Source organism: Streptomyces sp. SID486 (genome assembly GCF_009865385.1).
Taxonomy (GTDB): domain Bacteria; phylum Actinomycetota; class Actinomycetes; order Streptomycetales; family Streptomycetaceae; genus Streptomyces.
On sequence record NZ_WWJT01000376.1, the window covers coordinates 1 to 17,374 of the forward strand.

Genomic DNA, 17,374 nt, shown 5'->3' on the forward strand with positions numbered 1-17,374 from the left:
GGGGCCGAAGTGCGGGCCGTCGACCGGGACGCGGCCGGTCTGACCGAGCTGGCCCGGCAGGCGGAGCGGGCCGGGGACACCGCCGGCACCGTCGTGCCGCGGGTCGTTGACCTCACCGACCTGGACGCCGCCGAACACGCCGCCGAGGGCATCGACGTGCTGGTCAACAACGCCGGTCTGCAACTCGTCCGGCCGATAGAGGAGTTTCCGCCCGACGTGTTCCACACGGTGCTCACCGTGATGCTGGAGGCACCGTTCCGGCTCATCCGCGGCGCCCTCCCGCACATGTACGCCCAGGGGTGGGGCCGGATCGTGAACGTGTCCTCCGTCCATGGTCTGCGAGCGTCGGCCTTCAAGTCCGCATATGTGGCCGCCAAACACGGCCTCGAAGGACTGTCCAAGACGGCCGCACTGGAGGGCGCCGCCCACGGGGTCACCTCCAACTGCGTGAACCCGGCATATGTGCGGACCCCCCTGGTCGAGAAGCAGATCGCCGACCAGGCACAGGCGCACGGGATTCCCGAGGAGCGCGTGCTGTCCGAGGTGCTGCTGAAGGACAGCGCCCTGCGCCGGCTCATCGAGCCCGAGGAGGTCGCCGAGGCGGTGGCCTACCTGTGCAGCCCGCAGGCGTCCTTCGTCACCGGCACCTCGCTCGTCCTGGACGGCGGATGGACGGCCCACTGACCAGCGCGGGAGCGCCGGACCCGGGAGTTTTCCACAGGTCTGCCGGGCCGGGCGCCCGATACGGAATCCTGTGACCATGTCCCGCGATCACCCGCAGTCGGCACCCACCGGCAGCGCCGAGGCACCCTACCTCGGCCTGCTGGCCCGTGACGCCTCCGTGGAGGCCTACGACCGGCCCGTCCTGCTCGCCCGTGCCGAGGGCGAGCCGGCCGGCCGGCTCGCCGAGCTGGAAGAGGCCAGACTGCTCGCCCTGCGCGTACGGGCCGAACTGGAGGGGCGGCGACGGCGCGAAGCGGAGCTGTCGGCGCTCTTCGAGACCGCGCACGACCTCGCCGGACTCCGGGACCTGGACGCCGTCCTGCAGGCCATCGTGCAGCGCGCCCGCTCCCTGCTCGGCACGGACGTCGCCTACCTCAGCCTCAACGACCCCGCACACGGCGACACCTACATGCGGGTCACGGAGGGCTCGGTGTCCGCCCGCTTCCAGCAGCTGCGCCTCGGCATGGGCGAGGGACTCGGCGGGCTCGTCGCCCAGACGGCACGGCCCTACGTCACCGACGACTACTTCCAGGACGCCCGGTTCCAGCACACGCGCACCATCGACGCCGGTGTACGCGACGAGGGCCTGGTCGCCATCCTCGGCGTCCCCCTGACGCTCGGCCCGCACGTCATCGGCGTCCTGTTCGCGGCGGACCGGCGGGCGAGAGTCTTCGAACGCGAGCAGATAGCGCTGCTCGGCTCCTTCGCCGCGCTCGCCGCGGCGGCCATCGACACCGCCAACCTGCTCACCGAGACCCGGTCGGCCCTGGCCCGACTGGAGCGTGCCAACGAGATCATCCGGGACCGCAGCGGCGTCATCGAGCGGGCGTCCGAGGTCCACGACCGGCTCGCCGAACTCGTGCTGCGCGGCGGCGGGGTCCACGACGTGGCCGCGGCCGTCTCCCAGGTCCTCGACGGCACGGTCGAGTTCACGGAGGCCGTGGCGGCACCGGCGGAGGCGCTGGAGGCCTCCCGCGCCGAGGGGCACGCGGTACGGCACGGCGGGGACTGGATCGCCGCGGTGGCCGCCGGAGGCGAACTCCTCGGCGCCCTGGTCCTGCGCGGCCACCCCGGCCTGGACCCGGTCGACCAGCGCACCCTGGAGCGCGCGGCGATGGTCACCTCCCTGCTGCTGCTCGCCCGGCGTTCCGCCGCCGAGGCCGAACAGCGGGTGCGCGGCGAGCTGCTGGACGACCTGCTGGACGCGCGGGACCGGGACCCGCGTCTGCTGCGCGACCGCGCCAGCCGCCTGCACGCCGACCTGGACGCCACCCATGTCGTGCTCGCCGCCCGGCTCGACGGACCGGCCGCCGACGCCGACGAGGAGGCCGCGGCCCGCCGCCGGCTGTGGTCCGCCGCGTCCCACCTCGCGGCCACCCGGCACGGTCTGGCCGCCGCCCGCGACGGCGGCACCGTCCTGCTGCTGCCACTGCGCGGCGGCACCGCCACGGAGATCGCCCGCCGCACCGCCCGCCATCTGGGTACGGCCGTCCACCAGCCCGTCACGGTCGGCGCGTCCGCACCCGTCACCGACCTCGCCGCCCACCCCGAGACCGTGGCCGGCGCCTACGCCGAGGGCCGCCGCTGCCTGGACGCGCTGCACCTGCTGGGACGGGCCGGCGACGGCGCGGCGGCCGAGGACTTCGGCTTCCTCGGCCTGCTGCTCGCGGGCGAACGGGACATCGCCGGTTTCGTCGGCCGGACCATCGGCCCGGTGGTGTCGTACGACGAGCGCCGCGGCACGGAACTGGTGCGGACCCTCGACGCGTACTTCGAGGGCGGGATGAGCCCGGCCCGCACCAAGGACATGCTGCACGTGCACGTCAACACGGTGGCCCAGCGGCTGGAACGCGTGGGGCGTCTCCTCGGCGCGGACTGGCAGACCCCCGCCCGGGCACTGGAGATCCAGCTGGCGCTCAGACTCCACCGGTTGGCGGCCCCGGGAGGCCGCTGACCGGCCCCAGGCGCAGGCCGCCCCGCACGGGGCCGCGGGACGGCCTCCCGGAGGTGGTCCGCAGGGCCGGGGACGAAGCCCCGTGGGGCCGTAGCCGGTCTGGGCCAGCCGGTCTGGGCCAGCCGGTCCGGGCCAGCCGGTACCGGGCAGCCGGCCCGGGCCGGCTGGTGCAGCTCAGGCGGACCGGGGCAGGGGGCCGGGGCAACCGGTCCGGGCCGGCTGGTGCGGCCCAGGCGGACCGGGGCAGGGGGCCGGGACAGGCGGTGCGCGACAGGCGGTGCGGGTCAGGCGGTTCGTGCCTCGGTGGCCGGAGCCGCCTCGGTGGACTCCACGGGCTCCCCTTCCACCCGCGCGAGGTCCCGGTCCCGCGTCTCCCGCGCGACAGCCACCGCGATCAGGGTCAGCACGGCGGCGGCGATCACGTACAGCGCGATCGGGGTGGAGCTGTCGTAGTCCGAGAGCAGCGCGGTGGCGATGAGCGGTGCGGGGGCGCCGGCCGCCACGGAGGCGAACTGGGCGCCGATGGAGGCACCTGAGTAGCGCATCCGGGTCGCGAACATCTCGGCGAAGAACGCGGCCTGCGGCGCGTACATGGCGCCGTGCAGTACGAGTCCGACGGTCACGGCCAGGATCAGGTACCCGAACGAGCCCGTGTCGACGAGCGCGAAGAAGGGGAACATCCACAGCCCGACGCCGGCCGCGCCCAGCAGGTACACCGGCCGTCGCCCGACCCGGTCGGACAGCGCGCCCCAGGCGGGGATGACGGCGAAGTGCACGGCGGAGCCGATGAGCACGGCGTTGAGCGCCGTCTGCTTGGAGACGCCGGCCGAGGTGGTCGCGTAGACGAGGATGAAGGCGGTGATGACGTAGTAGCTGATGTTCTCCGCCATCCGGGCGCCCATCGCCACGAGGACGTCCCGCCAGTGGTGGCGCAGCACCGAGACGATCGGCAGCTTCTCGGCCGTGTCGGCCTGCCGCGTCTCGGCCCGCTCCAACGCCTCCTTGAACACGGGCGATTCATCGACAGAGAGACGAATCCACAGGCCGACCAGCACGAGCACCCCGGAGAGCAGGAACGGAATCCGCCATCCCCAGGCGCCGAAGGCGTCGTCCGACAGGACCGCGGTGAGCAGCGAGAGCACACCGGTCGCGAGCAACTGTCCGGCCGGCGCGCCTGTCTGCGGCCAGGAGGCCCAGAAGCCGCGTCGCCGCGCGTCCCCGTGCTCCGACACCAATAGCACGGCGCCGCCCCACTCGCCGCCGAGCGCGAAGCCCTGCACCAGCCGCAGCGCGGTGAGCAGCACGGGGGCGGCGGTCCCGACGGTGGCGTGCGTGGGCAGCAGCCCGATGGCGAACGTCGCTCCGCCCATCAGCACGAGACTCAGCACCAGCAGCTTCTTCCGCCCCAGCCGGTCACCGTAGTGCCCGAACACGAGCGCCCCCAGCGGGCGGGCGGCGAACCCGACGGCGTAGGTCAGGAACGACAGCAGCGTGCCGACGAGCGGGTCGGAGCCGGGGAAGAACAGCTTGTTGAACACCAGCGCGGCGGCGGAGCCGTAGAGGAAGAAGTCGTACCACTCGATCGTGGTCCCGATGAGGCTGGCGGCGACGATTCTGGGGAGGCTGGCGGGGGGTGGGGGAGCGGTGGTTCCGGAGGCCATGTGCGCCACTTCCTCGTGTGCGGTGGGGACGGGTGGGTGTCGGCACACCGTAGAAAGTGGCAGGTCAGGGGCACATGTGGCGAGGCAACACAGTTTGGTGGTCGGCTATGCGTGTGGGCACCATGCCGGCTTACGTAAGGGCGGTTCAGGGGCTCGAAGGTGGTCGAAACGAGTGCTGTCCGTGACGCGCGGTTCACGGGCAACCGCCCAACTGCTGCCTGGGATTCAGGCCAGGCGCTCGACCGGGTTCCGGGAGCATCCGTCGTGCACCGGGTGGGCCCTGATCGGCCGGCCGGTGCTGCGCCGGATCCGGACGAACCGGCCTGCGGACGGGCCCGGAGGCCGGGAGCGGATGTGGCCTGCGGACGGGCCTGGAGGCTGGGAGCTGATGTGGCCTGCGGAGGGGCCCGAGGCTTGGGGCGGATGTGGCCTGCGGGCGGCCCCGGACGCTGGGGCGGATGTGGCCTGCGGACGGGTATGCGCCCGGCGGGCCGCACCTTAGACTGCGACCGCTCCGAAATCTGACGATCTTCTGGAGGGTGCGCAGGATGAACCGAGCTCTCGTGACCGCATCGGCGGCAGCAGTGTTGGTCGTATCCGGTGGCACCACCGCCACCGCTTCCGACGCCCCGCCGCGCACCACGCACGGTCCTTGCCAGTACACCCAGACACCGAGCGAGCCGGCGGCGCGGCCGGTTCCCCTGCCGCCCGACCCGCGACACACCCCTGGTCACGGCACGGTCGGTGTGGCTGTCCCGACCAGCCAGGGTCCGCTCCCGCTGCGTCTTGACCGGGCGAAGGCGCCGTGCACGGTCCAGAGCTTCGTGCACCTGGCGCGGCACCGGTTCTACGACCGTACGGTGTGCCATCGGCTCACGGCGTATCCGACGCTGAAGGTCCTGCAGTGCGGCGACCCGACCGGCACCGGCGAGGGTGGGCCGGGATACGAGTACAAGGACGAGCTGCCGGTGGACCTGCCGCCGGCACCGAGCGATCCGACCGGTGTCCGTCGGCTTTACGGGCGCGGTCTGCTGGCGATGGCCAACGCCGGGCCGGACACGAACGGTTCGCAGTTCTTCGTCGTCTACGGCGACTCCGCGCTGCGACCGAATTACACGGTGTTCGGTACGGTCGGTGCCGCGGGCCTGAAGACGCTCGACAAGATCGCCGCCGGCGGGATCGAGCCGACTCCGTCGGACCCGGCGCCTGTCGACGGCACGCCCGTGCTGCGGACCGAGCTGCTCAGCGTCCGGCCGTCCTGCCGGTCCTGACGAACCGGGGTGCGGTCACCACGGGTCCGGCATCCGCGGAGGCCGTTCACCCGCTCCACCGCCCGGGGCACGTGAATACGCTCCGGGACACGTGAATACGCTCCGGGACACGTGAATACGCTCCGTCGTCCGCAGGCGGCCCTGGCAGGAGGGAGAGCACGCTGTGCCCGCGGGCGGCGACGTCACTCGGCGCAGTGTGCCTACGCTGTGTCCACGGGAGAAGATGGGTCTACCTCGTTGTAGACGATCTCGGTGGGGAGAGGGATTCATGACGGACGGCCCGAGCGAGCGTCGGCCCGCGGGCGAGCTGGAGTCCAGCGTCCTGACGGCGCTGTGGGCGGCAGGTCAGCCGCAGTCCGCCGCCCAGGTCAGGGCGGCGTTGCCGCAGCCGCTGGCCCGTACGACCGTGGCGACCCTGCTCGTCCGCCTGTACGAGAAGGGCGTGGTCGGACGCCGGCCGGGTGGACGCGGTTATCTCTACTTCCCGGTGGAGGACTCGCACGGGCTGACGGCTCGGCGCATGCACCGGGAGCTCGATCAGGACGCCGACCGCAGCACGGTCCTGGCCCGCTTCGTCGAAGGGCTCAGCGTGACGGACGAGGCCGAGCTCCGGCGTCTGCTGGAGGAGAACGGCCGATGATCGCCCTGCTGCTCCTGCCTCTGGCGCTGCCCTGGTTCCTGCCGCCGCTCGCCCGGCGTGCGGTGACCCGGGTGCACCCCGTGGCCGCGTTGCGGGCGATCACCGTCTCCGCTGTCGCGCTGGCCATCGGCGTCCTGGCGTGCCTGGGTGCCCTGCTCCTGCCTGTGGCCCTGGCCGTTCCCGCGCTCGCCGCCGTCGCGCACCTCGTCGAACCGCTCCGGGCGGGTCCACGAGTGCTGGTGCTGGGAGTTTCCGCGGTGGCGGCCGGCACCTTCGTGGTCACGTGCGGCACTCTCGCCCGGCGCATCCGGTCGGAACTGCGGCGGCTGGGCGCCGTCCGTGGCGACGTCGCCCACCTGCCGCACGCCGGAGGGCTGTGCGTCGTCGACGACCCGCGCCCTGACGCCTACGCGCTGCCCGGTGGCCTGCGAGGCCGGGCCCGCATCGTGGTGACCACCGGGATGCTGCGCGCTCTGGACGCGCCCGAGCGGGAGATCCTCCTGGCTCACGAGCGGGCGCACCTCGCGGGGCGGCACCACCTCTTCCTCGCCGCGGTGCAGCTCGCCGGCTGGTGTCATCCGGCGCTGGCTGCCGTCGTACCCCAAGTGTCCTTTGCGGCGGAACGAGCCGCCGACGAGGCCGCGGCGCGCGCCACCGGTGACCGGAAGCTCGCTGCCCGCGCCGTCGGGCGAGCGGCGCTGGCCGCCACCCGGGGGCCGGGGCCGGGACCGTTGCCCGTCGTCGCCCCCGGTGTGGTGACCGGTCCCGTCCCGGCGAGGGTCAGGGCCCTTCTCCTCCAGGCGCCGGTGCGGCGCGTCGCTCCCGTGCTGCTGGCCATGGGGCTGACGTGCTCGGTCGCCGCGGCGTCCTCCTTCTCCGGTGCTGTCCTGCTGCACCGCGGTGTAGAGGTGGCCCAGGGGGAGGTTCCGTCCGGGTGACGGCTCTGAAGTCGACGGACCTGAGGCCGACGGACCTGAGGTCGACGGACCTGAGGCCGACGGACCTGAGGCCGACGGACCTGAGGTCGACGGACCTGAGGTCGACGTCTCTGAGGTCGACGGCTCTGCGGTAGGGGCGGTATGTGACGTCTGACGTCGAGAACACCGGATCCAAGGTCGCCGGGGTCCGTGTCCTTGGTCCGGCCTGGGCTCGCACGTACCGGCACCGAGCCGCCGACTGGGAGACAGCCGTCGTGCTGTTCGCCGACTTCGTCCTCGTCGCCACCCCGGTCTGCGGCGTGCCCGCGGCCGCGGCCCGCGCGGTGCGCTGAACGCCGTCACCGCCTTCCTGTCCGCCCACCTCACTTCCCGGCGCGGAGGCGCATCGCTCACCGGCACTCGACCGCGAGATCACCGCCGACGGTCACGGCACCCTTCCCCGTGCGCGCTGCTCGGTCGGGAACGCACCCGCGCCGTCGATCGTCTACAGTTCAGTAGACGGTCTACTCGTGTGTAGTCCTACGAGGGGGCTGCCCTCGCTTCAGAGGTGCCGCCCCCCTCGCTCCAGGTCGTCCGCAGGAAGGGTCCCGACCGAATGACCGCACCCATGCACCTGGCTTCGCAACTCGCCGTGAACGTGCTCGACGCCCGGTCGTTGCTGACCGCTTTCGGCGCGCTGGGCGTCGGCGTGGTGCTGTTCGCCGAGACAGGTCTGCTCGTCGGGTTCTTCCTGCCGGGCGATTCCCTGCTGTTCACCGCCGGCCTGCTCTGCACGGACACGGCGGACAGAGCGGTACACCTGTCGCTCGCGCCCCTGCTCGCCGCGGCGGCCGTCGGCGCCCTGACCGGGGCGCAGTGCGGCTACCTGATCGGTCGGCGGGCCGGCGGTGCGCTGCTCGCCCGAAGCCGTTCGCGACGGCTGCACGAGGGGGCGAAACGGGCGGAGGAACTCCTGGAGCGCTACGGGTACGCGAAGGCGATCGTGCTGGCCCGGTTCATCCCCGTGGTGCGCACGGTTCTCAACCCGCTGGCGGGAGCGCTGGAGGTGCCCGTACGGACCTTCACCCTCTGGCAAGTGGCCGGCGGCCTCGTCTGGAGCCTGGGCGTCACCTTCGCGGGGTACGCGCTGGGCTCCTCGATCCCTGATGTCGACCGCTACCTCCTCCCGCTGGTCGCCCTCGTCGTCCTCGTCTCCCTGACCCCCCTCCTGGCCGAGGTTCTGCGCAGCCGGCGAGACGCCAGGGCGAAGGGAGCACAGCAGTGATCATGGCCTTCGACGGTTCCTCCATAGACGGATCCCTGTACGCGGACGTGGTGGGCGAGGCACAGCGCGCACCCGGCTGGCTGGACGACACGGTGTCGCTCTGGTCGACGTACGGACTGGCGTTGTTCGCCGTCCTCATGGTCGCCGGCTGGTGGCGGGCCCGCCGGACCGGGGCGGCGGACGCGGTGACGGCGCTGGCGGTGCCGGTCGTCGTGATCGTCGCGTACGGCGTGGACATGGCGGTGAAACTGGTCGTGCGCGAGGACCGGCCGTGCCAGAGCCTGCACGCGCGGACGCTGGAAGCGTGTCCGGCACCCGGTGACTGGTCCTTCCCCAGCAATCACACGGCACTCGCGGTCGCCGCCGCCGTGGCCCTGGTGTTCGTCTCGCGCCGGCTGGGTGCCGTCGCGGTCGTGGCCGCGGCCGCGATGGGCGCCTCCAGGGTGTGGGTGGGCGCACACTACCCGCACGACGTCATGGCCGGCGCGGTGGTCGGCGCCCTGGTGGCGGTGACCGCGATGCTCGTCCTGCGCCACCGGTCGGAAACCGTGGCGCGACGGCTCACGGGCCGCCGCCTGGGCGCCCTGCTGCTGGCCGCATGAACCGCCGTGAGGTCGCCGACATCGCCGGGACCGTCGGTCTCGGCGCGTGGGGCGCGTTCGCGGTGCTGGCCGCGGCCGTCACCACCGGTACGGGCGGCGCGCTCCGGCTGGACCCCGGCCTCCTCGTCTGGTCGGCCGGCCACCGCCCTCCCGCGGTCGTGACCCTGGCGCGCGGCGTGACGGCCACGGGTACCGGGGTGATCCCCTACGCGCTCGCCGTGCTCGCCGGCCTGGTGGCGGGTCGGACGGCCCGGCACCGGCTGCTCGCCGCCACCGCCTCCGTCGGCTGCCTCGCCGCGGGACAGGCCCTGCGCTACGGCGTGATGGAACTGGTCCGGCGCACCCGGCCACCGATGTCCGACTGGGCCACGCACGCTTCCGGCTGGGCCTTCCCCTCGGGGCACACCACCACCGGAGCCCTCACGGCCGGGCTGCTGATCGTCGCCGTGACCCTGCGGGCCCCGCGCTGGGCGACAGGGCTGCGGCTTGTCATCGGATGCTGGGGCGCGCTCGTCGGGCTGACCCGGATCTACCTCGGGGTGCACTGGTTCACCGACGTCGTCGGCGGGTGGCTGTTCGCCGCCGGCTGGCTGGGGGTGTGCCTGTGGGCGGCGGCCCGCCGGCTGCCCGGACCGTTCGTCGCGGGCACGGCACCCGCCCTGGACGGGAGGAAGGGCCGCGCGTCCGAAGATCCTGGTCGTTGAGGACGACGGATCCGGGTCGTTGAGGACGACGGATCCGGGTCGTTGAGGACGATCACGCGCCGTCCGGTCGGCCGCGCCGCGGCTTGTCCGGTGAGGAGAAGACGGTGACCTCGGGCACCTCGTCGCGGCGCGGCCGACCGGACGGCGCCACGGCGTCGGCGCAGCCGGAGCCCTGGCTCCGGCGTCACCGGCACGCGTCGTAGCGTGGCAGCAGGCCCAGCCGTGTCGCCTCGGCCAGTGTCGGGGCCTGGGCGTCCCGGTCGGACAGCAGGGCGGGGACGTCCGTCGGCCAGGGGAGGGCGAGGGCGGGGTCCAGGGGGTGGATCCCGTGTTCGTTCGCGGGTGTGTAGGGGTGGGAACAGAGGTACATGACGGCCGAGGACGAGGTCAGTCCCATCAGGGCGTGTCCGAGTCCCTCGGCGAGATAGACGGACCGGTGGTTCTCCTCGCTCAGTTCGACCGCGTCCCACCGCCCGAAGGACGGCGAGCCGACGCGCAGGTCGACGATCACGTCGAGGACCGCACCCCGCAGGCAGGAGACGTACTTCGCCTGGCCGGGTGGTACGTCGGCGTAGTGCACCCCGCGGATCGCGCCGCGGTGCGTCGTGCACACGTTGGCCTGGGCCACGGAGGGCGGGTGTCCGGTGGCGGCGGTGACGGCTTCCGCCCGGAATGCCTCGTGCAGGGTGCCGCGCCCGTCGGAATGGACCTGCGGTGTGTGCACCCAGGCCCCGGAAACGGACAGTTCACGCATGGCACCGCCCCTCAACGTCACGCATGGCACCGCCCCTTCACGTCACGCATGGCACTGCCTCTTCCCGTCCCGCATGGCGCCGCCCCTTCACATCCCGCGTGGCACGGCCCCTTCACGTCACGCATGGCACCGCGCCTTCAAGGGCTCCCACCACGCCCGGTTGTCCCGGTACCAGGCGACCGTCGCGGCCAGTCCGCGCTCGAAGTCGTGGCGCGGCCGGTAGCCGAGTTCGTCGCGGGCCCGGGTCCAGTCGACGCAGTACCGGAAGTCGTGTCCCTTGCGGTCGGCGACGTAATCCACCCGGTCCCAGCCCGCTCCGCACGCCGCTAGCAGCCGCGCGGTCAGCTCCCTGTTCGTCAGCTCGACGCCGCCGCCGATGTTGTACACCCGTCCCGCCCGCCCACGGGTGCGCACCAGCTCGATGCCGTGGCAGTGGTCCTCCACGTGCAGCCAGTCACGCCGGTTGAGGCCCTCGCCGTAGAGCGGGACCGGACGCCCGCCCAGCAGACGGGTGATGAAGAGCGGGATGATCTTCTCCGGGAACTGGTGCGGTCCGTAGTTGTTGGAGCACCGGGTGATGCGCACGTCGAGGCCGTGTGTGCGGTGGTGGGCGAGCGCCAGCAGGTCCGAGCCGGCCTTGGCCGCCGAGTAGGCGGACGACGGGGCGAGCAGGCGGTCCTCGTCCGAGGCTCCCTCGGCTATCGACCCGTAGACCTCGTCCGTGGAGACGTGGACGAAGGTGCCGACCCGGTGCCGGACCGCCGCGTCCAGCAGGGTCTGCGTGCCCAGCACGTTGGTGCGGGCGAACGCGCCGCCGTCGGTGATGGAGCGGTCCACGTGCGACTCCGCGGCGAAGTGCACCACCTGGTCCTGGCCGGCCATCAGGCGGTCCACCAGACCGGCGTCGCAGATGTCCCCGCGCACGAAGGACAGGCGCGGATCGTCGTGCACCGAGGCGAGGTTGGCGAGCGATCCGGCATACGTCAGTTTGTCCAGCACCGTGACCGTGTGGTCGGCGGACGCCGTACGCAGCAGTGTGCGCACATAGGTGGAGCCGACGAAGCCGGCCCCGCCGGTGACGAGGATCCCGGTGGACGTGCGTTCGGCGGTGGTCGTCATGCGCTCATCTGCACCTTGTCGTGAACGCTGCGCCCGCCCAGGGACGCCGGGGAGTGCGGCGCCCCGCAGCGTGCCTCCTCCACCAGCTCGATCAGATAGCGGCCGTAGCCGCTCATCACGAGCGGCTCGGCGAGGGTGAGCAGTTGGACGTCGTCGATGAACCCCGCCCGCCAGGCGGCTTCCTCCACGCAGCCGAGCTTGACTCCCTGCCGTTCCTCGACGACCCGCACGAACTCCGAGGCCCGGGCCAGGGATTCGAAGGTCCCGGTGTCCAGCCAGGCCGTCCCGCGGCCCATGAGGGAGACGTGCAGTTCCCCCCGGTCCAGGTAGACGGCGTTCACATCGGTGATCTCCAGTTCGCCCCGGGCACTCGGTTTCAGGCGTCTGCTGATGTCGACGACGTTGTTGTCGTAGAAATAGAGTCCGGGAATCGCGTATTTGGAGGCGGGGGCGGACGGTTTCTCGGTGAGGGACCTGGCGTTCCCCGACTCGTCGAACTCCACCACTCCGTAGGCCGAGGGGTCTTCCACGGCCCGGGCGAAGACATGTGCGCCGTGTGAGGTGCGGCACTTCTCCAGGGTTTCGTCGAGTTCGACTCCCTGGAAGATGTTGTCCCCGAGGATCAGAGTGACCGGGCCGTCGCCGATGAATTCCGCACCGATGACGAATGCCTCGGCGAGGCCGCCTGGGTAGGGCTGGACCGCGTACTCCAGGCGCACGCCCAGCTGGGCACCGTCGCCGAGCAGCCGCTGGAACGAATCCTGGTCCTCGGGAGTGGTGACGACAAGGATCTCCCGGATGCCGGCGAGCAGCAGGGTGGACAGCGGGTAATAGATCATGGGCTTGTCGAAGACCGGGATGAGCTGCTTGGACACCGCTCGGGTGGCCGGCCACAGTCGGGACCCCACACCGCCGGCCAGAAGAATAGCTCGCATGACCACTCCCTGATCAACACCTCTCGGACCGACGGGGCGCCCCACTCTCGCGGGGCCACTCGGGCACCGTCTGCTCACTCCTGAGCACTTCGCGGGCGCGGAATAGAGCACAGTGAGTTCCGGCCTGGCAGCTTCGCGCCATGGCACCAAAATCCGCACCCGAAAGAGTGGTCCGCCCGGTCGGTGGCGGTGCACACTTCCCGGCGGAGGTCACCGCACCTGACCGGAAGCCCACGGAAAGGCACTGCGCGGTCTCCGCTTTTCTGGTCGCGACGACGGTTTCCCGGATATTCGTACCCTCGGCATCTCACCCGCTCCGAAAATCCGGACAGCCAGTAGTTGACGTAGGGGGAGGACGACCTTGAAGACCAGTCTCCGTTGTGTGACAGCGCGGATCGTCGAAGAAAGCGAAGTCAAATCTGCCACGGGGGAGTGCTGTCGTTGATTACCATGCAGTCAGCGGGGCTCGGCGAGACCCTGGCCCGCCTCATACGTTCCGACGCCCTGGCTGCCTCGACCATCGAAGTCGCCCGCCGCGAGCCCGTCTACGGCTGTCTCGACCGCGACCGGAGCATCTATCTGCTCGAACACGGCCTCGTGAAGGCGATCGTGCCGTCCCGGGAGGGCAAGGAGTGCCTGCTGGACATCTACACCGCGGGTGACGTGTTCGGCGAGCTGTGTCTGGTCCGGGACGGACGGGCCGAGGCCGTGACGGCGATGACCCCCGTCGTGCTGCGGCGCATGTCCGCGGCCAAGGTGCTCGCGGCGATGTCGGACGTCGGACTGCGGGAGCAGTTCGTGCACTACATGGCGGGCCGGCTCTTCGAACAGCAGCAGCTCATCGCCGGTTTCGTGACGGAGGACAGCGAGTACCGGCTGGCCGCGGTGCTGCTGCATCTGGGCCGGAAGCTGGGGCGGCGCGGCAAGGGCCAGTTGCGCATCGAGGAGCGGATCACCCAGGAGGAGCTGGCCGCGATGGTGGGCACCACCCGGTCGCGGGTCGGCTACTTCCTCAAGCGCTTCCGTGAGGCGGGCCTGGTCAGCAGATCCGGCGACTGCTACCTGGCGCTGCACGAGCCGCGGCTGCTGGACTTCATGGCCGACGGCGACCGGTCCACGAGGTCACTGGCCGGACCGGCGATGGTGGCCTGACCATGTCGATCCTGGCGTTCCGGGCGGTGCCCCCGCCGCCGCCCCATCAGATGATGCTGTTCCTGCTCCAGGCCGGGGTGCTGCTGGCCCTGGCGTTCTGCCTGGGTCGGCTGGCCGTTTGGTGCGGACTGCCCGCCGTGGTGGGTGAGTTGGCGACCGGTGTCCTGCTCGGGCCCGCGGTCCTCGGGGCGACGGCCCCCGGTGTGGCCGCGTGGCTGCTGCCCGCGCGCGCGGACCAGGCCCATCTGCTCGACGCCCTCAGCCAGTTCGCCGTCCTGCTGCTCGTCGGGGTGGCCGGGGCGCATCTGGACCCCCGGCTGATCCGCCGACGGCGCGGTGTACTGGTCAGCGTCGGATCCCTGGGCCTGCTGGTCCCGTTCGCACTGGGGGTGACCGCCGGCTGCCTGGTACCGGTGTCGCTGCTGGGCGGCGGGTCGCACCGCGCGACGTTCGCCCTCTTCCTCGGCGTCGCTCTCAGCGTCAGCGCCATCCCCGTCGTCGCCAAGTCCCTCTCCGACATGAACCTGCTCCACCGGGACGTCGGGCAGCTGATCATGGCCTGTGCCGCCGTCGAGGACGCGGCCGCCTGGTTCCTGCTCTCCCTGGTGTCCTCGATGGCCGCCGGTTCCTTCGGCCTCGGCGACACCGCTCTCGCGGCCGCCCGCCTGACCGGATTCGTGGCGGTCGCCGTCGTCGCCCGCCCGCTTGTCCGCCGTCTGTTCCGGCGCCTCGACCGGTCCGGCGACAGCGGGCCGGTGTCCGCCCTCGCCGTCATCGTCATCCTGCTCAGCGGCGCCGCGGCACAGGCGCTGGAACTGGAGTCCGTGTTCGGTGCCTTCGTCGCCGGTCTCCTGATCGCCTCCGCGGTCGACCCGCGCCGGCTGACGGCCCTTCGCGAAGTGACCCTCGCCGTCCTGGCACCGCTCTTCCTGGCCTGCGCCGGGCTGCGTGCCGACCTCACCGCGCTGCGCGACCCCGGCGTCGCGCTTACCGGTGCGGTGCTGCTGGTCCTCGCCATGGCGGGCAAGCTGGCCGGTGCCTCGCTCGGGGCCCGGCTGAGCGGGCTGAGCCGGTGGGAGGGCGTGGCCATCGGAGCGGGGCTGAATGCCCGGGGCGCGGTCGAGATCGTGGTCGCCGGTGTGGGCCTGCGCCTGGGCGTGCTGACGACGGCGACCTACACCGTCGTGGTGCTGATCGCCGTCCTCACCTCCGTGACCGCGCCGCTTCTGCTGCGCCGGGCCATGACCCGGGTGGAGAAGACGGCCGAGGAGGAACTGCGGGAGGCCGACGCGCTGCTGTCGGCCGAGGACGGCGAACGCGGCGGCGTCACCTGACCCGGGCGCTCCGGGCCGGCCGCCGCGGACGGGAGCGGCGCCGGCCGCGCTCGGTGGTGTGGGGATGCTGCCGGGCGCCGTCGACAGGGAGGCGACGCTGCCGGGCCCGATCCGCGGTGTGGCGAGGAAACCCGCCGCGGTCGGCGGTGTGACGCCGGGTCAGGCGGTCATCTCCGCCAGCTTGACCAGCGTGTTCCAGTTGCGGCCGGTCACCGTGACCGCGTGCCGGCGCTCCAGGAACGCGCTCACGTCCGGGGCCTCCAATGGGCCCTGCGGACACCAGTGGTAGACCACCCCACTGCCCAGGCGGACCTCGTCCGGTGCCAGGCTCCGCGGATCGTGAGCGGCCACCCGGCCGGGGTCCAGGGGCGCCGACAGGAACAGGGCGAACATCCACGAGGGCTTCACCGCGACGTCGGCCAGCGGATGCGCGTCGATCACGGCCCGCAGCTCCTCACCGGTGCGGATCAGACAGCGCACCTCCTTGCCGAAGTGCTCCCGGATGCCGCCCTCGATGCGGCCCGTGACCGCGTCCGGGGCGTCGGAACTGGTGAGCACCGCGTTCCCGCTCTGCAGATAGGTCCGGGCGTCGTCGTAACCCAACTCGACCAGCAGGTCGCGCAGTTCCGCCATCGCGATCTTCTTCTTGCCGCCGACGTTGATCCCCTTGAGCAGGACGGCGTACCGAGGCATCGGACCAACTCCCCTTCATCGCTCCGTGCGGTGTGTTCATCATGGGTTCCGTGCGGAGCCCCGCGGTGCTCAATCTTGCACAGACCGCGCCCCCCGCGCGGGGGAGCATGCGCGAAAGCGCGCCACGCGTCGCGCAGTCCGTGGGAGGGACCGGCCCAGTGATCAGCGAAGCGACGGCGGCGTTCCTGGCCGAGCCCCTGCCCATCGTGGTCGGTTCCCTGCGCGGGAACGGACAGGTGAAGTTGACCCCGGCCTGGTTCGAGTTCCGGGACGGCCTCTTCTGGCTCAACAGCCGGCGCGGGACGCACTGGCTCGGCCATCTCGAACGCGCGCGCCGGGCCACCCTGCTGCTGATCGACCCGCACGACATGTACCGCGTGGTCCACGCCGAGACCCGGTTGGCGGGGACCACCACGGAAGGCGCCGGAGCCCATCTGGACCGTCTGTCGCACCGGTACCGCGGGGAGCCCTACCGGGCCCTCGCACCCATGACCCGGGTCATTGTCCGACTGGAGCCGCTGGCCGTGCGCAGCACGCTCGACGGGCGGCCGTGACGAGGGGGTACGCATGGGCGTGGCACGAGCGTCCGAACGGCGCGCGCGGACAGCGGCGGTGTTCGACCGGGTGTCGGACGTGTACGACTCCGTCGGCGTGCCGTGGTTCACACCGATCGCCGAACGGCTGGTCGGGGAACTGCGGCCACGCCCGGGGGAGCGGGCGCTCGATCTGGGCTGCGGGCGCGGGGCCGCCTTGTTCGCCCTGGCCGAGGCGGTGGGTCCGGGCGGCCGGGCCACCGGGATCGACCTGGCGGCCGGGATGGTCGAGGCGACCCGCGCCGAGGCGCGCGCACGGGGTCTGGAACAGACCGACGTGGCCCTCATGGACGCCGCCGCCCCCGAACTGCCCCACGGTGCCTACGACGTGGCGGCGGCCTCCTTCGTGATCTTCTTCCTGCCGGGTCCGCTGGCCGCGCTGCGGGCCTGGCGGGAACTGCTCGTGCCCGGCGGACGGCTGGGCCTGTCCACGTTCCAGGATCACGCCTCGGGCTGGCTGGACGAGGTCTTCCAGGACTTCCTGCCGGCGTCCCCGTTCCGGGCGGCGAGCCCGTTCGACACCGACGAGGGAGTGGAGCGGCTGGTCCGGGCGGCCGGTTACGACGCCGTACGGAGCACGACCTTCACTCTGGACGTCGTCTTCCGCGACCTCGCACAGTGGCGCGCCTGGTCCTGGTCGCACGGCCAGCGGGCGACGTGGGAACGCATCCCGGAGCGCCGGCACCCCGAGGTGCTGACCGCGGCAGCCCGCCACCTGGAAGGCTTCCGCTCGGCTGACGGGACGTACCGGATCGGCCAGCCGATACGGCTGACCCTGGCCGAGCGGCCGAGCTGAGCCGGCACGCACCACGACGGGGCCTCCTCGGTGCCGAGGCCCCGTCGCCGCATCCCCGCTGACCACGCAGGCCGCCCTTCTCCTTGCGGGACGTGCCCTCGCCGGCCGCCGATCCCTGTGCGGGACGGGCCCGCTGACCGCGTAAGCCGCCGCTCCCGTTGCGGACGGGCCCGCCGGCCGTGGAAGCCGCCGCTCCTGTTGCGGGACGGGCCCGCTGGCGGCGCAAGCAGCCGCTCCCCGC

General features: G+C 72.4%; 18 protein-coding genes. 13 read left to right on the plus strand and 5 right to left on the minus strand.

All coding sequences use genetic code 11. The features are described from left to right. The coding region (locus GT045_RS17590) for a 3-hydroxybutyrate dehydrogenase (protein WP_161334749.1) at positions 1-684 on the plus strand (684 nt) is incomplete at its 5' end. 76 nt (positions 685-760) lie between these two features. Beyond that, positions 761-2,677, plus strand: coding sequence for a GAF domain-containing protein (locus tag GT045_RS17595; protein WP_161334750.1), 1,917 nt, complete (start codon positions 761-763; stop codon positions 2,675-2,677). 284 nt (positions 2,678-2,961) lie between these two features. Here GT045_RS17595 and GT045_RS17600 read toward each other — a convergent pair whose 3' ends face one another. Next, the gene (locus GT045_RS17600) at positions 2,962-4,338 is read right to left on the minus strand and encodes an MFS transporter (protein ID WP_161334751.1); all 1,377 of its coding nucleotides are present in this window, start codon (positions 4,336-4,338) and stop codon (positions 2,962-2,964) included. Positions 4,339-5,084: 746 nt separating this feature from the next. Here GT045_RS17600 and GT045_RS17605 point away from each other — a divergent pair. The 7 genes from GT045_RS17605 to GT045_RS17635 all read left to right on the plus strand — a co-directional run bounded on the left by GT045_RS17605 (position 5,085) and on the right by GT045_RS17635 (position 9,757). Continuing rightward, on the plus strand, positions 5,085-5,609 hold the full coding sequence (locus GT045_RS17605; protein ID WP_345942674.1) for a peptidylprolyl isomerase: 525 nt from the start codon (positions 5,085-5,087) through the stop codon (positions 5,607-5,609). Positions 5,610-5,877: 268 nt separating this feature from the next. After that, positions 5,878-6,249, plus strand: coding sequence for a BlaI/MecI/CopY family transcriptional regulator (locus tag GT045_RS17610; protein WP_161293565.1), 372 nt, complete (start codon positions 5,878-5,880; stop codon positions 6,247-6,249). Then, on the plus strand, positions 6,246-7,187 hold the full coding sequence (locus tag GT045_RS17615) for a M56 family metallopeptidase (protein ID WP_161334753.1): 942 nt from the start codon (positions 6,246-6,248) through the stop codon (positions 7,185-7,187). The genes GT045_RS17610 and GT045_RS17615 overlap by 4 nt, the downstream gene beginning before the upstream one ends. A gap of 143 nt (positions 7,188-7,330) precedes the next feature. Then, the gene (locus GT045_RS17620) at positions 7,331-7,519 is read left to right on the plus strand and encodes a hypothetical protein (protein WP_161293569.1); all 189 of its coding nucleotides are present in this window, start codon (positions 7,331-7,333) and stop codon (positions 7,517-7,519) included. Positions 7,520-7,782: 263 nt separating this feature from the next. Beyond that, complete coding sequence (locus tag GT045_RS17625) at positions 7,783-8,451, plus strand: DedA family protein (protein WP_161293571.1); 669 nt, start codon at positions 7,783-7,785, stop codon at positions 8,449-8,451. After that, entirely contained in the window at positions 8,448-9,053 is a 606-nt protein-coding gene (locus GT045_RS17630) for a phosphatase PAP2 family protein (RefSeq protein ID WP_161293573.1), read from the plus strand. The genes GT045_RS17625 and GT045_RS17630 overlap by 4 nt, the downstream gene beginning before the upstream one ends. Further along, the gene (locus GT045_RS17635; protein WP_161334754.1) at positions 9,050-9,757 is read left to right on the plus strand and encodes a phosphatase PAP2 family protein; all 708 of its coding nucleotides are present in this window, start codon (positions 9,050-9,052) and stop codon (positions 9,755-9,757) included. Before GT045_RS17630 ends, GT045_RS17635 begins: the two co-directional genes overlap by 4 nt. Before the next feature lie 184 nt (positions 9,758-9,941). Here GT045_RS17635 and rfbC read toward each other — a convergent pair whose 3' ends face one another. The 3 genes from rfbC to rfbA all read right to left on the minus strand — a co-directional run bounded on the left by rfbC (position 9,942) and on the right by rfbA (position 12,565). Further along, complete coding sequence (gene rfbC / locus GT045_RS17640) at positions 9,942-10,511, minus strand: dTDP-4-dehydrorhamnose 3,5-epimerase (RefSeq protein WP_161293577.1); 570 nt, start codon at positions 10,509-10,511, stop codon at positions 9,942-9,944. Between the two features lie 117 nt (positions 10,512-10,628). Continuing rightward, entirely contained in the window at positions 10,629-11,630 is a 1,002-nt protein-coding gene (gene rfbB / locus GT045_RS17645) for a dTDP-glucose 4,6-dehydratase (protein WP_161293579.1), read from the minus strand. Then, a complete protein-coding gene (rfbA, locus tag GT045_RS17650; protein WP_161334755.1) occupies positions 11,627-12,565 on the minus strand; it encodes a glucose-1-phosphate thymidylyltransferase RfbA in 939 nt (312 codons plus the stop codon). Before rfbA ends, rfbB begins: the two co-directional genes overlap by 4 nt. Positions 12,566-13,015: 450 nt before the next feature. Between rfbA and GT045_RS17655 the strand changes: the two genes are divergently transcribed. Further along, positions 13,016-13,717 (plus strand): Crp/Fnr family transcriptional regulator, encoded by a 702-nt coding sequence (locus tag GT045_RS17655; protein WP_161293584.1) that lies wholly within the window; start codon positions 13,016-13,018, stop codon positions 13,715-13,717. 2 nt (positions 13,718-13,719) lie between these two features. Continuing rightward, complete coding sequence (locus GT045_RS17660; protein WP_161334756.1) at positions 13,720-15,051, plus strand: cation:proton antiporter; 1,332 nt, start codon at positions 13,720-13,722, stop codon at positions 15,049-15,051. Positions 15,052-15,210: 159 nt separating this feature from the next. On the opposite strand, the gene GT045_RS17665 is transcribed toward GT045_RS17660, so the two are convergent. Then, positions 15,211-15,744 (minus strand): DUF1697 domain-containing protein, encoded by a 534-nt coding sequence (locus GT045_RS17665; RefSeq protein ID WP_161334757.1) that lies wholly within the window; start codon positions 15,742-15,744, stop codon positions 15,211-15,213. Positions 15,745-15,902: 158 nt separating this feature from the next. On the opposite strand from GT045_RS17665, the gene GT045_RS17670 reads away from it, so the two are divergent. Next, a complete protein-coding gene (locus tag GT045_RS17670; protein WP_161293590.1) occupies positions 15,903-16,298 on the plus strand; it encodes a pyridoxamine 5'-phosphate oxidase family protein in 396 nt (131 codons plus the stop codon). A 13-nt stretch (positions 16,299-16,311) separates the two neighbouring features. Further along, positions 16,312-17,133 (plus strand): class I SAM-dependent methyltransferase, encoded by an 822-nt coding sequence (locus GT045_RS17675; RefSeq protein WP_161334758.1) that lies wholly within the window; start codon positions 16,312-16,314, stop codon positions 17,131-17,133. Positions 17,134-17,374 lie beyond the last annotated feature (241 nt).

What these genes read in the sequence shown, in the direction of transcription:
- GT045_RS17595 (WP_161334750.1), top strand. Translation starts at nt 761, where the DNA reads ATGTCCCGCGATCACCCGCAGTCGGCACCCACCGGCAGCGCCGAGGCA.
- GT045_RS17600 (WP_161334751.1), bottom strand. Translation starts at nt 4,338, where the DNA reads ATGGCCTCCGGAACCACCGCTCCCCCACCCCCCGCCAGCCTCCCCAGA.
- GT045_RS17610 (WP_161293565.1), top strand. Translation starts at nt 5,878, where the DNA reads ATGACGGACGGCCCGAGCGAGCGTCGGCCCGCGGGCGAGCTGGAGTCC.
- GT045_RS17615 (WP_161334753.1), top strand. Translation starts at nt 6,246, where the DNA reads ATGATCGCCCTGCTGCTCCTGCCTCTGGCGCTGCCCTGGTTCCTGCCG.
- GT045_RS17625 (WP_161293571.1), top strand. Translation starts at nt 7,783, where the DNA reads ATGACCGCACCCATGCACCTGGCTTCGCAACTCGCCGTGAACGTGCTC.
- GT045_RS17635 (WP_161334754.1), top strand. Translation starts at nt 9,050, where the DNA reads ATGAACCGCCGTGAGGTCGCCGACATCGCCGGGACCGTCGGTCTCGGC.
- rfbC (WP_161293577.1), bottom strand. Translation starts at nt 10,511, where the DNA reads ATGCGTGAACTGTCCGTTTCCGGGGCCTGGGTGCACACACCGCAGGTC.
- rfbB (WP_161293579.1), bottom strand. Translation starts at nt 11,630, where the DNA reads ATGACGACCACCGCCGAACGCACGTCCACCGGGATCCTCGTCACCGGC.
- rfbA (WP_161334755.1), bottom strand. Translation starts at nt 12,565, where the DNA reads ATGCGAGCTATTCTTCTGGCCGGCGGTGTGGGGTCCCGACTGTGGCCG.
- GT045_RS17655 (WP_161293584.1), top strand. Translation starts at nt 13,016, where the DNA reads ATGCAGTCAGCGGGGCTCGGCGAGACCCTGGCCCGCCTCATACGTTCC.
- GT045_RS17660 (WP_161334756.1), top strand. Translation starts at nt 13,720, where the DNA reads ATGTCGATCCTGGCGTTCCGGGCGGTGCCCCCGCCGCCGCCCCATCAG.
- GT045_RS17665 (WP_161334757.1), bottom strand. Translation starts at nt 15,744, where the DNA reads ATGCCTCGGTACGCCGTCCTGCTCAAGGGGATCAACGTCGGCGGCAAG.
- GT045_RS17675 (WP_161334758.1), top strand. Translation starts at nt 16,312, where the DNA reads ATGGGCGTGGCACGAGCGTCCGAACGGCGCGCGCGGACAGCGGCGGTG.